Origin of the sequence: Litorilinea aerophila (genome assembly GCF_006569185.2) — a bacterium.
Taxonomy (GTDB): Bacteria; Chloroflexota; Anaerolineae; order Caldilineales; family Caldilineaceae; genus Litorilinea; species Litorilinea aerophila.
This window is the reverse complement of the sequence record NZ_VIGC02000007.1, coordinates 188,096-203,142: the sequence shown is the minus strand read 5'-3', so window position 1 is coordinate 203,142 and position 15,047 is coordinate 188,096. Positions and strand designations below refer to the sequence as shown.

Below are 15,047 nucleotides of genomic sequence, written 5' to 3'. Positions count from 1 at the left end.
CCTTACAGATTTCATCAGGTAAAAACGGATAATTGTGGTAGAATAGCTTGCCCGTGCAGAAAATCCCGGCAGAAATTCGCCGATGGTCGCTACCAGAGGTCGCTGCTAGAGGTCGTGCCAAAGGTCGTGCCGCCGAATTTCTGCCGTGGTATTTACGCCAGACTATCCTGAGGAGAAAAGGTGGTGTCCATTGAGCCTGGACACGGAATGAAAGACACATGGTAAACGACTTTATGGATTTTGGCCTGGAAGATTGGGACGAAGACGACGAAGACCAGGTCCTATACGAATCGGAAGAGTTCAGCAAACGCTACAACTTCGAAGTGGAAAAGGCTGAACCCCTTTCCACCGACGATCTCCCCGTCCTTCCCTTGCGGGGGGTCGTGGTCTACCCCATGATGTGGCTCCCCTTGCCCATCGGCCAGCGTCGCAGCATCCGCCTGGTAGAAGACAACCTGCCCGAAAACCGGATGATCGCCCTGGTCACCAGCAAGGACGAGAACATCGAGCGGCCTTCCCCAGAGCAGATCCACACCATCGGTACCGCCGCCCAGGTCCATCGGGTCCTGCGCACACCGGACGGCACCATCCGCCTGCTGGTCCAGGGCATGGAGCGGATTCGGGTGGTGGAATATGTCCAGGAGCAGCCCTACCTGCGGGCCCGGGTTGAGGTGTTGCCTGAAATCATCGAGGACGACATCAAGATGGAGGCGCTCATGCGCGCCGTCCAGGATCTCTTCCGTCGCCTCATCGATCTGGAACCCCAGATGCCCGACGAATTGGCCGTCATGGCCATGAACGTCGAAAATGCCCGCCAGCTCGCCTATCTGGTGGCCAGCAGCCTGCGGCTCGATGTGGAGGAAGCCCAAAAACTCCTGGAAATGGACAGCGTCTACGAGAAGCTGCTCCGCCTCACCCAACTCCTGAACAAGGAGATCGAGGTGCTGGAGCTGGGCCGCAAAATCCAGTCCGAGGCCCAGGGCGAGATGGAACGCATGCAGCGAGACTTCTTCCTCCGGGAGCAGCTCAAGGCCATTCAGAAGGAGCTGGGCGAGGATGACGAACAGTCGGCCGACATCCGGGAGCTGGAAGAACGCATCGCAGCCGCCCAAATGCCCGAAGAGGCGGAGAAAGAGGCCCGCCGAGAGCTGGACCGCATGCGGCGCATGCCCATCCAGGCAGCCGAATACAGCGTCATCAAAACCTATCTGGACCTGATGGTCAGCCTGCCCTGGCAGAAGACCACGCCGGACAACCTGGACATCGAACATGCCCGCAAGGTGCTGGACGAGGATCACTACGGCCTGGATGAGATCAAGGAACGCATCCTGGAGTTTCTGGCCGTGCGCAAGCTGCGGGCCGAACGCAAAAGCGACGAGGGTGAGGAAGATCTCCACGACCGCATTCGCCGGGAACGGGAGGGGGTGGTCCTCTGCTTCGTGGGGCCGCCGGGCGTGGGCAAGACCAGCCTGGGCATCAGCATCGCCCGGGCCATGAATCGCAAGTTCGTGCGCCTGGCCCTGGGCGGCATCCGGGACGAGGCGGAGATCCGGGGCTTCCGGCGCACCTACATCGGCTCCATGCCGGGCCGCATCATCCAGAGCCTGCGGCGGGTGGAAAGCAAGAACCCGGTCTTCATGCTGGATGAGGTGGACAAACTGGGGCGGGACTTCCGGGGCGATCCCAGCAGCGCCCTGCTGGAGGTGCTGGACCCCGAACAGAATCGGGAATTTCGGGACCACTACCTGGATGTCCCCTTCGACCTGAGCCAGGTGATGTTCATCACCACGGCCAACGTGCTGGACACCATCCCGGGCCCGCTGCAGGACCGCATGGAGATCATCCAGCTCAGCAGCTACACCGAGGACGAGAAGGTCAAGATCGCCCAGGGCTATCTCCTCCCCCGCCAGATCCGGGAGAACGGCCTGCGGCCCGAAGAGGTCACCATGACCGAAGCCGCCCTCCGGGAGATCATCCAGGGCTACACCCGGGAAGCCGGCGTCCGCAACATGGAACGGGAGATCGGCAAGGTCTGCCGCAAGATCGCGGCCAAGATCGCGGCCGGCACCGCGCCGGAAACCACCGTGGTGGACGCGCCGGATATTTACCACTACCTGGGCAAGCGGCGCTACCACGGCGAAGAGATTGCCGAGCGGGTGGAGATCCCCGGGGTGGCCGTGGGGTTGGCCTGGACCATGACCGGCGGCGACATCATGTTCTTCGAGGCCACCCGGGTCCCCGGAGAGAAGGGCTTCACCCTCACCGGACAGCTGGGCGAGGTCATGAAAGAGAGCGCGCAGGCCGCCCTGAGCTACGTGCGCAGCCGGGCCAGGGATCTGGGCATCGATCCCGACTTCTTCAAGACGTCGGACATCCACCTGCACATTCCCGCCGGCGCCATCCCCAAGGACGGTCCCAGCGCCGGTATCACCATGGCCACGGCCCTGGCCAGCCTGCTCACCGGCCGCCGGGTCCGGCCAGATACCGGCATGACCGGTGAAATCACCCTGCGGGGGAAGGTGTTGCCGGTGGGTGGCATCAAAGAGAAGGTCCTGGCCGCGGCCCGCTTCGGCCTGACCACCGTCATCCTGCCCAGACACAACGAAGCAGACCTGGACGACGTCCCCGAGACGGTCCGGGAACGGATTCATTTCGTGTTGGTGGACACGGTGGATGAGGTGCTCCAGGCCGCCCTGGAAGAGGTCCCGGCAGAAGCGGTGGAGCCGCCTGCCCTGGCCGCCGAATCGTCGGCACCCGGCCGGGCCGGGTAGGTTCCGCCGCTCCGGCCTTTGTTGCATTATTGGATGCTTCCAGGGTATAATGATTGTGTCAAGTTGTTGACAAACGTTGCTATCGGACAGGTTTCGACGGAATCCGGCATTGAACGCCAACGTGGATTCCAGATAAGCCATAGGTAAAAGGAGTGATGAGATTAATCTGTGAGCAGGAGACGAAAATCGAATAGCAATCGCCAGACGCCTTCCACCGCCGCACCGGCTTCCAGTGCCCCGAAGACCCAGCGCAGGTGGTACAAAGCGGATCTACACCTGCACACGCCGGCCTCCCGGGACTACGAAGAGCCCAACGTCAGCTATCTGGATTGGATGCGCGCGGTGGCCGCGCGGGGGATTGAGATCGCAGCCATCACCGATCACAACACGGTGGCCGGCATTGCCGCCATCCGACGTGAGGTGGAATGGCTGACCCGCCTGGAGGCCACCAATCGGCTGACGGATGAAGAGCGGGAGCGGCTGCGGGAATGGCGGGAACTGGCGGACAAGGTCCTGGTGCTTCCCGGTTTTGAGTTTACGGCCACCTTCGGGTTTCACATTTTGGGGATTTTCCCGCCGGAGACATCGGTGCGCCAGTTGGAACACATCCTGTTGACCTTGAACGTGCCGGCCGATAAGTTGGACGAAGGCAGTACCGAGACCGGCGCAAGCACGGATGTGTTGACGGCGTACAAGGTGATCCGAGAGGCCGGCGGGCTGGTCATTGCCGCCCATGCCAACAGCACCCACGGCGTGGCTATGCGCAATTTTCCCTTTGGGGGCCAGACCAAGATTGCCTATACCCAGGACGCCAACCTGGATGCCCTGGAGGTCACGGACCTGGACAAACGATACCGGTCGACGGCCCGCTTCTTCAACGGGAGCAAGAACGAGTACCCCCGACGGATGCACTGCATCCAGGGCAGCGACGCTCACCGGATCACGGCCGACCCGAAAAATCCCAAGCGGCTCGGCATCGGTGATCGGATGACCGAGTTTCTGTTGGATTCGCCCACCTTCGAGAGCCTGCAGGCCGTTCTGCGCAGCAAACAGTTCGACCGCACCCGGCCTGTCCGCCCCAAGGACAACCCGTTTGATCCCATCGTTGCAGCCCGGGAAGAAGGCCCCAGCCTGGTCCAGAGTTTCCATGAATCGGCCAGCCAGCGAGGTGGCCGACTCACCGCCATCCTCAGCGACATCTGCGCCTTCGCCAACACCATGGGCGGCACCATCTACATCGGCGCCAGCCCCCGGAAAGGCAAACCCAGTGGCCTGGCCAAACCCGCGGAAGTCCAGCAACAGATCCAGGAGGCCCTGGAGGCCCGGCTGACGCCCCCCCTGGAAGTCAAGTTCGAGGTGGTGCAGAGCCAGGGCGCCAAGGTCCTGCGTATCCAGGTGCCGAAAGGTCCCGACAGGCCTTATTGCCTGGACGACTTCAAGTTCTACGTCCGGGACGAGTCGGAAACCAGCCTGGCCGTGCGGGATGAGATCGTGGCCCTGATCCGGGAGGCCGTCAGCCCATCCTCGGCCGATCAACGGGAACGGAGCAGCAAGGGGCGAGACCAGCGACGAGAGCGGAGCGGCCAGGAGCAGCGAAACCAGGCGGCCGCTTCTCAGAACGGTTCCAGCAACACCGCCACCGGCAGCAATGGCTCCGATCCGGCCAGTGTGGATGAGACCTCCAGCGAGGACGCTTTCTATCTGCCCCAAATCGGCGTGGAAATTGTGGAAACTGTGGAACGCAACGGCAAGAAGTACCACAGCATCCACGACCTGCGCAACGGCCACATCATCAAGAATGTGACCCGCAAAGGGGCCCGCAAGCTCTGGAACTATGCCATCCAGTGTCATGAAGATCGGCCGGTGGACCCCCAGGCGGTGAAATGGCACGGGGACATTGGCCTGATCAAGTGTGAAAAGCGGGCGGGCAAGCTGCGCTACGACCTGGCCCTGCGGGAGAACGGCCACCTGCGGGTCTTCTACGGCGTCACCGAAGACGGCATGGAAGGGCGCTGGTCGGTATTCATCCAGGACGAATAGAAGACGAATAGAAGACGCTACTGTAAAAGGTAGCACGCCACAGTGGACGGGGGCAACAGCCTTGGCGCCCGTCCACTGTGGCGCGCCCTGGGTCGGCCCAGCAGCCAACAGGGGCAGAGCACGTCTCCCTTGCCAGCCGGCTCCGGCACTACCAGCGGTAGATGAGCACCACCACGGCGATCATCCACAGCAGGGTGTTGATCAACAGGGGCCGATCCTTGAGCAAGAGTTCATCAGGCGCCCCACCCAGCTTGCGCACGTGGATCAGATAGAGGTAGCGCACGATAAAGTAGAAGACAAAGGGCACCGTCAACAACATGCGGCCATCCTGGGCCAGGGCGGTCTGGGCTTCAAAGCTGTAGAAGGTGTAGGCCACCAGGGTACTGGTGGTCACCATGCCGATGATCTGGTCCAGGAGGGGCAGGTTGTACTCCGCCAGGCTGCTGCGGTGATTGCCGGCATCGTCGGCCAACAGGGTGATTTCGTGGCGCCGCTTGCCAAAGCCCAGAAAGAGGGCCAGCAGGGTCACGCAGACATAGAGCCAGGGGCTGAAGTTGGTCACGGAGACCACCACCGCGCCGGCGACCACCCGCAACAAAAAGCCCAGGGCCAGCACCATCACGTCGATGATGACCAGGTGCTTCAGATAAAAACTGTAGGCCACATTTTGCAGCAGATAGCCGATGAGGACCAGCCCCACCCACCCATTGAGCCAGAAGCCCAGCAGCAGGCTCACGGCGGCCAGCAGGATGGCCGCGACGGTGGCCACCGTCGGTAGCAGCTCGCCGCTGGGCAAGGGCCGGTGCCGTTTCCGGGGATGCTGACGATCTTTTTCCACATCCACCAGATCATTCATCAGGTAGACGCTGCTGGATGCCAGACAGAAGGCGACGGCCACCAGGGTCGTCCGCAGGAAGAGGTCGGGCTGTAAAAGTTTGCCATCAAAGACCAGCCCGGCGTAGATGATGGCGTTTTTGGTCCACTGTTGCGGTCGCATGGCCTTCAACAGGCCACGCAGGTTTGCCCGGATGGACGATGCAGTCAATGCGATGGAAGACATGGGATATAGTCCGAACCACCTATTGCGAACCTGCGTCAATGCGCAGGGTGCCTCAAATCGATCTCTTCAATTACCCGGCGCTCCCAGCCTCCAGCCTGGACGGGAAGCGGCACCCCCACCCCGGGCGTGCCAGCCGACATCTTACTGCAAGCCCTGCTGGCCGTCAAAATCTTGGCTGAAGACAGGACACCGGCCCGCTGCCGGCCAGCCCCTCTGGTTCACCCCATGACCAACACCCCACCCGCCAATTCCACCGCCCCCCAGCCATCACCCCGACGCGGCAACGGCAAGCGCCGGCTGGACCTGCTGCTGGTGGAGCGGGGCCTGGCAGAAAGCCGAGAGCGGGCCCGCCGCCTGATCATGGCCGGTCAGGTACTGGTGGACGAAGTGGTGGTGGACAAACCCGGCAAAAATGTCCCGGCGGATGCTACCCTGCGTGTCCGCGGCTCCTTGCCCTACGTCAGCCGTGGCGGTCTCAAGCTCAAAGCGGCTCTGGACGAATTCGGTCTCTCCGTGGCCGGGCTGACCGCGGTGGATGTGGGCGCCAGCACCGGTGGATTCACCGACTGCCTGCTCCAGGAAGGAGCCGCCCAGGTCTTCGCCGTGGATGTGGGGTACGGCCAGCTGGCCTGGAAATTGCGTCAGGATGCCCGAGTGGTGGTGCTGGAACGGACCAACATCCGCCATCTGGAGGAGCTGCCCGGAGGCGTGCAGGCCGACCTGGCAGTCATCGATGCCAGCTTCATCAGCCTGGCCCTGGTGCTGCCGGCCACGTTGCGTCTGCTCAAGCCGGATGGCCAGTTGATTGCCCTGATCAAGCCCCAGTTCGAAGCGGGAAAGGCGGACGTAGGCAAGGGAGGGGTGGTGCGGAAGGAAGCGGTTCACCGGCGGGTGCTGGAGGAGATGTTCCAGCTGGCCCAACAACTGGAGCTATCGGTGGCCGGCCTCACCGTCTCACCCGTCCGGGGTCCGGCCGGAAACGTGGAATTCCTCATGTGGCTGCGACGAACGACAACGGACTCCCTGGATCCGGCGACGGCCATTCCCCAGGTCCTGCAGCGAGCCCGCTCCATCACCTGATAGAGCCCGGCAGGTTCGATGGCATGGGCGGATGAAGGCGTCGGCTACCGCCATCGCCGGTGGGCCAGGTCGATCTGCTGGCGCAGTTCCTTGCGGGCTTCGGCCAAATTTTCCTTGACTTGAAAATAGGCAGCCTCGGTAAATTGGAGCTCGTTCTGCACCAGCAGTTCCTCGAGCAGTTCCACCACCCGCAGCACCTTGCCCTCCAACAGCTCAATGGTGGTGCCATACAGCCGTTCCGGCAGAAACTGGAAGAAGATCAGGCCGAAGAGATAGGTATAGAGGATGGCAGAGCTGGTCAACCGGTCGAAACGGGTGGGCAGGAGCAGGAGCGCCAGAAAGCCAATGCCAAAGCCCAGGACCGTCAATTGCCAACGGGCGATGGGGCGGGCCGGTGAGAGGGTGGCCAGGCGAGGTGCCAGCCGGTCATAGCGCTTAAGCTGCGCCAGCCAGGCGTTGAACTGGTGACAGTGCTTCAAGTTCACCCGGCCCTGATCGTGGCGGGCCAGCTCCTGGGCATACTCCCGGCAGAAGATGGCCAGGTCGTAGAACGCCTTGCGCGTCAAAGGCACCAGCTCTGGCTCCCGGCTGGAAGAACCGCCCATGTTGAGACGCGGTAACGAGGAGAAGAGTCGCAAAGCTCTTTGCCCAAATTGGGTGCGCCCCCCACCAGCCGTTAAAGCAACCAGTCCAGCCCCAGGGCGACAGCCAGGCAGAAGCCGGTCAGCACAGTGGCGTGGATGGCCGTTCCATAGAGCTGGAAACATTCCTCAGGGGCCAGGCGTTCCCGCCGGATAAACGCAAAGGTGCGCAAGGCCACCGGCAAAGGTGCCAGCCCCAACAGCGCCCAGAGGGGAAGCTCCGTCAGGCTCACGCCCAGGAGGATAGCGACGTAGGCCAACAGGCTCAACAGGGCGCTCAGGTCCAGGGCACGCGCCAGCCCCAGGGTCACGTTGAGCGTCCGCTTGCGGATCAACCAGTCTCGTCGCTGGTGGGCAAAGTTGTAATTCAGATAAATCACAACGACCAACAGGCCAAGGGGAAGGCTGAGCCAGATGGGCAGCCAGGTGAGGGCGCGAGACTGGATGTAGTAGCTGGCCACGGTGGGCAACAGTCCCATCCCCAGGAAGAGCCCCACCTCGCCCAAGCCCCACGCCCGCAACGGCGACCCCATGGGGAGTAGCAGTTGGATGGCCAGGCTCAGCAGTACCATGCTGTAGAAAAACAGGATCGGCCACCCGACGAACAGGTAGAGGGAGAGGCAACAGAGGGTAGCCCCGGCCAGGAGGAGGATCCCCAGGTTTCGGACCACGACAGGTCGAATCACCCCCCGGCGCAAGAGGGTATACCCCGTGACGAAAGGCTGCGCCAGCCCAGATGTATCGGTCTGGAGGCTGTGTTGATAGTCGAAATACTCCACCAGGGCGTGAAAGCCCCAGGCCACCGTCAGCGAGCCCAGGACGGTGAAAAAGAGGGCAACCGGATCCAGACGGCTGAACTGCCACCAGGCCAGGAGGGCCCCCAGGAGAGCCGGCAACGCAGCCACCACGGTGAGCTCCGCCCGTATCAAAACAGCCAGAGCGCCCCATGCTGTCTGCGGCAAGGCATACAGCCGGTATCCCCAATAGGTGGGCGTCGTCAGGGGATGATGTTGGCTCTCTGGCAAAGAGCGGGAATCCACATTGCCCTGGGTGACCTGCACTGTGCCTCCCCTGTGCATTACACGTCAACTGCGACAACTGCGACAGAACCAGTACGAAGGGACGAGTTTATCCTGGGCTCCATCATAACACTACCAGAGAGGCTGCGTCAATCTTTTCGGAGAAGGTGAGAAGGAGAGAAAGACGAAGGTGCCGCGATGAACGCGCCTGCGGGAAAGGGTCCCGGGACCGCCTGGCTCCGCCTATGGAGCCACCACTCGCCACAGTTCGTAGACCGGCGTACCGTCCCGCTGGCGAAAGTCCGCCAACAGAACGGGCTGCAACCCCCGGGCCGCCGCTTCGGCCATCCACGCCTCCCGACGCCCCTGGAAGACAGTTTGCCCCGGTGCGTGGAGCAGATAGACGTTGTCCCGATTCTGCAGAAACGCCTCCAGACGTTGGACGAAGCCGGCGTCGGGCCCGTCCAGGCGTTCGTACCCGAAGATCTCGATGGGCCGCACCGTTCCCTGACTCAAAAAGCGCACCGTGGCATCCATCCCCCAGTCCAGCGCGATGGGCGCGCCCAGGCCGTTGTACTGCAGATAATAGGCCAGATGATAGCTGGCATCGGAATGGTCTGCCAGGCCACCGCTGCGGGCCAGGGCCTGATGATATTGCAGGGTGACAGCCACGTCCACCAGAAGCCACAGGGCCGCCAGGGCGACGACTATCCCCCTGGCCAGCGTTTGCCGCCGCGGCCATGCCACAGAAAAGGTCCACCCATGCAACGCACAGGCCACCGTCGCCACCACCAGCGGCTGCAACAGAGCATAGTGGGTCACAAACAGGTCGCTGATGGTGACCAGGCTCATGGCAAAGGCGGCCGTCAGCAGGATCAAGGGCCCCACCACCAGGCGTCTCCCAGGCCTCAAGAGGGCACCCACCACGGCCACAGCAGCCAGCCACGGGGCTACCCTATTTCCGTAAACGCCGCCCAGATACCAGAGCTGGTCCCCCCGCAGAATCTGCTGGAGCTGCCCCCAACGCACCATCAAATTCTGCCCAATGGCCCGGTTGTCCACCCCATAGTAGCTCTGAACAAGCCGCCCGGCCACCCCTTCCCAGGTACCGCCGGTCTGCAGGTTGAAGAGAAAGAGGGGCACCAGGGGCAGGAGAAAGGCCAGGACGGCGCCAACAGCCAGGGGTAGGGACAGGGGCGGCGCCGGGATCTCGGTCCGCTGCTGGCGCCACAGCCACGCCAGGCCCACCCAGAGGAGGAAGGGCCCCACCACCCAGATGGCCAGCAGCTTGGCGTAGAGGGCACACCCACCAGCCAGCGCGGCCAGCAGCAGGGAGCGGGCGCGGCCACCCTGTAACCAGGTCAATCCCTGCCAGATGCACAGGAGAGTGAAGGGCTGGGTCAGGTTGGTCACGAAGATGCCCTGACGGCTCCAGAAGACAAAGGTGGGCGACGCCGCCAGGAGGGCAACGGCCAGGATGCCCGCCTGGCTCACTGGCCAGGCGCTTGTTCCGCTCCGGTTGTCTGGAGATGGAGCCGTGGCGTGGATGGCCACCCAGCTGGAGACGGCCCGTTCCAGAAGGAAGAGGGTCGCCAGCCCGGTGAGCACCGGCAGGGCCCGCAAATTGGGCACACCGATCCCGGTCAGGGCCAGAAAGGGCAGGGCCAGATACACGTTCAGGGCGCCGATGTAGTCCTGCACCATGAGGGGCAGGTGCAGGTTGCCCACCGCAACCACAGCACCTCGGAAGGCGGTCACGGGCGCGCCCGTCAGCAACTCCATGGCGTTGACGCCCGCCTCCCGGGCCTCGTCGTAGTGCAGGCCGGGCAGGCCCAGCTGAAAGGAGGCCAGGCCCAGGTACAACAACCCCAGGGCTGCCAGCCAGAGCCGCCCCTTTCCCTGTCCCATCTCCGCGATCACCCCAACCAGCTCATCTCCACCAGGCGCCGCCAGATCAGCGGACGATCAGGTAGATCTCGCTGACCATGCTCTGGTAGTTGTGGCCGCTGGCGTAGATGTGGAGCTTATTGACCCGGGCCGGCCGGGTCCCCTGGGCCGCCAGCAACTCGATCAGGTTGGGTGACTGGTAGGTGTACCACTTGAAGCCGGGAATGCGCTCCCCACCCCGGATGGGCCAGTTATCGTTGGAAGGGTCGTCATCCTCTTTGGGATCCCGGAAATAGAAGCCGTGCCCCCAGCGCTCCACCTTGCCGTAGATGTCGGTGTACTCCAGCTCCACCCGCAAGGGAAATTCGGTGCTGAGGTAGCCCGCGCCGGCCAGGCTCTGGAAGAGCAGCTTGACATCCAGCTGCAGGCTCATGTAGTCGTAGACGTTGACGTCTTTATTGACTTCCTGGGTCAGGCGAACCTCGGTATGGACGTTTTCCTCTCCCATGCGGATGAAGTGGGCGATCCGCCGCCCTTCCCGCTCCACAATGTTGATGCTGCCCGGCGTGGTGTTCTCCGCCTCCACCCGGCTCTGCCAGGTGTCGAACATGGGCTCAGAGAAGTCACCGTTGCGGATCAAGTTCTGCTCCGCCGACACCGGATTGTGGGAAAAATCATCCCGGGTCATCCAGACCCGTCGGCCGGCGTCCACCACGATCTCCTCGTTCTGGCCGTGAATGACCGTGGCCTGGCCCGAACGAACGATGATGTCGGTCTGGTTTTCATCCACCGAGACCTGGTAGCTCCCGGCACCGAAGGAGACCTGGCCGTGGGGAGTCTGTAGCTCCACATGCAGACCCCGGTCGCTGCCGGTGTTGGTGAAGATGCGGGCCTGCCCCTGTTGCAGGGCCAGCCGCACCTGGTACGGCTCTGGGCTGCGCTCGAAGAAAGGGCGCCGAATGCGCAACACATCCACCACCGTATTGGGGTAGATCTGCATGCTGCCCAGGACCTCATCGGAACCCTTCTGTGTAATCAAGCCCAGGGTCCCCTGGGTGGAATCGTCGGTGGCCACGATCCGGCTGCCTTCCTTGATATCATTCCGCACGCCGGTGATGGCGATGGGCTCTGAAGAGGTGGCCGAAGGGTAGACCAACAGGGTCCCGAGGATGGGCTCCAGGCGGGCGTCCTGGCTGACAGTGGCGTAGCGAACCACGTAGCGAATGGAAAGGGGGACCAGGATCACCAGCATGACAAAGATGGCGAAGCTGATCAGGAGCACCAGCCAGGCCAGTCGCTCGGGGTTCTCCCGCCAGCGGGGGACGGACTGGGTCTCCCAGGCGCCGTTAGGTGTGATGGACTCGGTGGCCAACCCGCGTGAAAATTGGGAATTCATGACTCGGCTCCGTCTTCTTCCCCATGGGTCTCACCCGGGTGGGACTCTGTGCCGTTTTCCCCTTCCTGGCGCTCCCGTTGGGCCTGGGCCATGGCCCGGCCGACCCGCTCCAGCCAGTATCGGGCATCCCGGTCCGCCGGATTCACCTCCAACGCCCGCTGGAAAAAGGCATAGGCCCGGGTCAGTTCGCCCCGTTCCTTGTAGATCAGGCCCAAATGATAGTGGACGTTGGGTGCCTCGGGATCGGCTTGCAGGGAGCGTTGATAGGCGGCAATGGCCCGCTCCTGCTGTCGAGGCCCGGCCGTCTCCAGGCGCCCCAGCTCCGCCGCGCCCAGGTTGGCCCACAACATGGCGTTGTCCGGGTGCACTTTCACAGCCGCGCGCAACAGGGCCACGGCCCGTTGCCACTTGCGCTGCATGATGTAGGCCCCACCCAGGTTGATGGCCACATCGGGGTGGTCGGGCGCCTGCTCGTAGAGGGGCATCAACTTCTCGATGGCCTCGCCTGGACGATTTTGACGCAAGAGCCGGGCACTTTCGTTGAGCGCCCGACGAAACTGCTCAGATTGTTCGAAGCCAGCCATGGGTCAATACCTCCGTCGTATCCGATCCTTCAATGCAACAGCCAGAGCACCACAGAAAGGGTCACCATGCTGACGGCTGTGCTCAGGAAGATGACCGCCGCCACCAGCTGGGGAGCGGCCTCGTATTCGGTGGCCAGCACAGCCGCCATGACGGCGGTGGGCATGGCGGCCTGGAGGATGAGCACGTTGCGCTCCACGCCGGTAATTCCCAGCCAGGCACAGAGCTGCCAGGCTACCACCGGGGCAGCCAGCAGCCGGACCGCTACACTGCGCAAGATGACAGCCTGCCCTTGCAAAAGGGGAACTGAACGAAGCTGGATCCCCAACAACACCAGCATGCCAGGAATGGCGGCATTGGCCAGGAGGTCCAGGGCTCGAAACAGGCTCAGGGGGATTTCGGTACCCGTCCAGTTGAGGAGCAGGCCCAGGGCAGCCGCGTAGAGCACGGGCACCCGCAGGCTCACCTTGAGGGCATCCCGCACCGGCGTCTGCCCGGCGGATGCCACCACCACGCCCACGGTGTTGCTCAGGAAGGAGCTGACCACGTAGTAGATGGAGCCCAGCGCCAGGCCAGCCTGCCCAAAGGCGAAGAAACAGATGGGAATGCCCATGTTGCCGTTGTTACTCACCGCGCTGGTCAGGGTCATGGCAGCCCGCTGTCGTCGCTCCTGGCCGGCGCTGAACAGCCAGCCCAGAAAGCCAGCCGAGAGGGTGACGGTGCCGGCCACCAGGGCCAGATGCTGCAGGACCACAAAATCGATGTCCATCTGATACAGGCTACGGAACACCAGGGAGGGCGTGGCCAGATAAAACAAGATCCGCCCCAGGGAACGGCTGTCGATGGACATCCAGGACGACAGGGCAAAGCCGGCCCCGGCCACCAGAAAAACCGGCAACACCGTACTCACAAAGATGGGCAGCAACGTGTCGATGATGAACATGGAGTCGGCGTTCAGGAAGGCGCGGTGGCACGGCGAGAACCGACGGCATCCCCGGAGGCCCGGCCATCTTCGTCCGCCGGATGGCCCACCTCCGCTTCGACTTCTTCGTCCGCCAGGGCCACGTTGTGGAACACCTCATACTCCTGCAGGGTGGGGGCAAAAAATTCCACCACATATTCGTTGGGGACCCCCATGGGCTGGGTAATTTCCCGCAACAGGGCGTGGATAAATTCCCGGCGCACCGCCGGCCGCAACTGGCGTGATGCGCTGTCCCACAGCAGGAGCGTGCCGTACACCCCTTCGTTGGTATAGTGGAGGTCCAGCTTGCCGATGGTCATCGGCTGGTCGTCCTCTTCGTTGAGCTGGTCCAGGTCAAAGAGGGCGTACTGCTCGGAGCTCACCGTACGCACCAGGCGCTTCAATTTCAGGTTCACGGTTGCCGCCCTTGAAAACGTATGGACCGGGGGCAGGACCTGGGCCTATTCGTACTCGCCCAGGTCCCGATCGTCGAAATGGAACCAGCCATCCCAGGGGTCCGGATCCCAGTCGCCGTCCATCTCCAGCGACTCATCAAACAGGGGCACCCCGTCGGGATCGGCATAGAAGAGCATCTCCTCCAGGGCCTGCTCGGCAGCGGCGGCTTCCTCTGGGTCATCACTGGCAGCCATCGCCTCCAGAGCTTCCCGGGCATGGCGACCGCCCAGGCGGCCCAGGGCGAAGATGGACGCCAGGCGCACCTGCCGTTCCTCGTCCTCCAGCAGGGCGATGAGCTCATACACGGCTGCCCGGGCTTCCAGCTCGCCGCAGGCGTGGGCCGCCTCTACCCGCATGGCAGGGGAAGGGTTCTGCAGCTCCGCACGCACGAAACCACGCCAGCGGATGTCGGCGCTGCGGCCCATGGCGATCAGCGCGCTGATGCGCATCTCCTCGTAGGGCGAATAGTAGGCGTCCTCGATGAGCTGGCGCACGCCCGCCTCCCCTGAATAGGCCAGGCTCTTCAGGGCGGAGCTGCGCAGTTCCACCGGCTCATCTTCGTTGTGCAGGACAGCCAGGAGCGCTTCCTCGGCCCGCATGGCCAGGGACGCGTCCAGCTCATCCAGCTCGCCGGCCAATACGTAGCTGCCCAGGGCCGCGGCAGCCGCCACCCGCACATCGGTAGACGGGTCATTGTGGAGCATGTGGACGAAGGGGCCCAGCAGGTCCGCCTCCGTCTCCTCCCAGAGCCCGTCGATGGCATGCCGCCGAATGAACGGATCTTCGTCCTGCAGAGCAATGCGCAGCAGGCGCCCCAGGTGGAGCTGGACGTCATCCATCGCCCGGCTGACCAGGCGCTCGATCACTTCCCGCCGTCGAGGCGGGGCGATGGCACCCCAATGTTCCCGCACCGTCTCCACGTCCTGACGGCTCAGGTCGGAGAGCGCGTAGAGCTGCTCCAGGGAGGGAAACTCGGGATCATGGATCAGGCGATGGAGCAGCTCGCCCAGGGAAATGCCCGGGGTGATGATGCCGCCGGCATCCTCCTCATCGTCCTGATTCTGCAACTGATGAATATCGATGATGGAATCAAACTCGAAGCCATCATCCAAGGGTTGGTATTTTCGTTTTGCCATTCGTTTTCTTACGCTCAC

At 63.2% G+C, this 15,047-nt stretch carries 12 protein-coding genes; 3 read left to right on the top strand and 9 right to left on the bottom strand.

Annotated elements, in window-relative coordinates; all coding sequences use genetic code 11:
* The first annotated feature begins 218 nt into the window (after nucleotides 1–218).
* Both lon and FKZ61_RS24245 read left to right on the top strand, forming a co-directional pair.
* Entirely contained in the window at nucleotides 219–2,771 is a 2,553-nt protein-coding gene (gene lon / locus FKZ61_RS07210) for an endopeptidase La (protein WP_229964174.1), read from the top strand.
* A gap of 759 nt (nucleotides 2,772–3,530) precedes the next feature.
* Nucleotides 3,531–4,811: an AlbA family DNA-binding domain-containing protein gene (locus tag FKZ61_RS24245; RefSeq protein ID WP_407659873.1), complete on the top strand. Its 1,281-nt coding sequence runs from the start codon at nucleotides 3,531–3,533 to the stop codon at nucleotides 4,809–4,811.
* A 148-nt stretch (nucleotides 4,812–4,959) separates the two neighbouring features.
* Here the strand turns inward: FKZ61_RS24245 and FKZ61_RS07200 are convergent, their stop codons facing one another.
* Nucleotides 4,960–5,871, bottom strand: a complete 912-nt coding sequence (locus tag FKZ61_RS07200; protein ID WP_141609402.1) for a decaprenyl-phosphate phosphoribosyltransferase — start codon at nucleotides 5,869–5,871, stop codon at nucleotides 4,960–4,962.
* Nucleotides 5,872–6,096: 225 nt separating this feature from the next.
* Between FKZ61_RS07200 and FKZ61_RS07195 the strand changes: the two genes are divergently transcribed.
* Nucleotides 6,097–6,951 carry a TlyA family RNA methyltransferase gene (locus FKZ61_RS07195; RefSeq protein ID WP_141609401.1) on the top strand — a complete coding sequence of 285 codons (855 nt, stop codon included), beginning with the start codon at nucleotides 6,097–6,099 and terminating at the stop codon, nucleotides 6,949–6,951.
* A 44-nt stretch (nucleotides 6,952–6,995) separates the two neighbouring features.
* On the opposite strand, the gene FKZ61_RS07190 is transcribed toward FKZ61_RS07195, so the two are convergent.
* From FKZ61_RS07190 to FKZ61_RS07155, 8 genes are all read right to left on the bottom strand, one after another.
* Nucleotides 6,996–7,523: a hypothetical protein gene (locus FKZ61_RS07190; protein WP_229964173.1), complete on the bottom strand. Its 528-nt coding sequence runs from the start codon at nucleotides 7,521–7,523 to the stop codon at nucleotides 6,996–6,998.
* A gap of 104 nt (nucleotides 7,524–7,627) precedes the next feature.
* Entirely contained in the window at nucleotides 7,628–8,653 is a 1,026-nt protein-coding gene (locus tag FKZ61_RS07185) for a prenyltransferase (RefSeq protein WP_170199393.1), read from the bottom strand.
* Between the two features lie 201 nt (nucleotides 8,654–8,854).
* On the bottom strand, nucleotides 8,855–10,519 hold the full coding sequence (locus tag FKZ61_RS07180; RefSeq protein WP_141609398.1) for a glycosyltransferase family 39 protein: 1,665 nt from the start codon (nucleotides 10,517–10,519) through the stop codon (nucleotides 8,855–8,857).
* Between the two features lie 46 nt (nucleotides 10,520–10,565).
* Nucleotides 10,566–11,894, bottom strand: coding sequence for a hypothetical protein (locus FKZ61_RS07175; protein WP_141609397.1), 1,329 nt, complete (start codon nucleotides 11,892–11,894; stop codon nucleotides 10,566–10,568).
* Complete coding sequence (locus FKZ61_RS07170) at nucleotides 11,891–12,478, bottom strand: tetratricopeptide repeat protein (RefSeq protein ID WP_141609396.1); 588 nt, start codon at nucleotides 12,476–12,478, stop codon at nucleotides 11,891–11,893. Before FKZ61_RS07170 ends, FKZ61_RS07175 begins: the two co-directional genes overlap by 4 nt.
* A gap of 29 nt (nucleotides 12,479–12,507) precedes the next feature.
* On the bottom strand, nucleotides 12,508–13,419 hold the full coding sequence (locus FKZ61_RS07165) for an AEC family transporter (RefSeq protein ID WP_141609395.1): 912 nt from the start codon (nucleotides 13,417–13,419) through the stop codon (nucleotides 12,508–12,510).
* 11 nt (nucleotides 13,420–13,430) lie between these two features.
* Nucleotides 13,431–13,853 carry a hypothetical protein gene (locus FKZ61_RS07160; RefSeq protein WP_141609394.1) on the bottom strand — a complete coding sequence of 141 codons (423 nt, stop codon included), beginning with the start codon at nucleotides 13,851–13,853 and terminating at the stop codon, nucleotides 13,431–13,433.
* Between the two features lie 45 nt (nucleotides 13,854–13,898).
* On the bottom strand, nucleotides 13,899–15,029 hold the full coding sequence (locus FKZ61_RS07155) for a HEAT repeat domain-containing protein (protein WP_141609393.1): 1,131 nt from the start codon (nucleotides 15,027–15,029) through the stop codon (nucleotides 13,899–13,901).
* Nucleotides 15,030–15,047 lie beyond the last annotated feature (18 nt).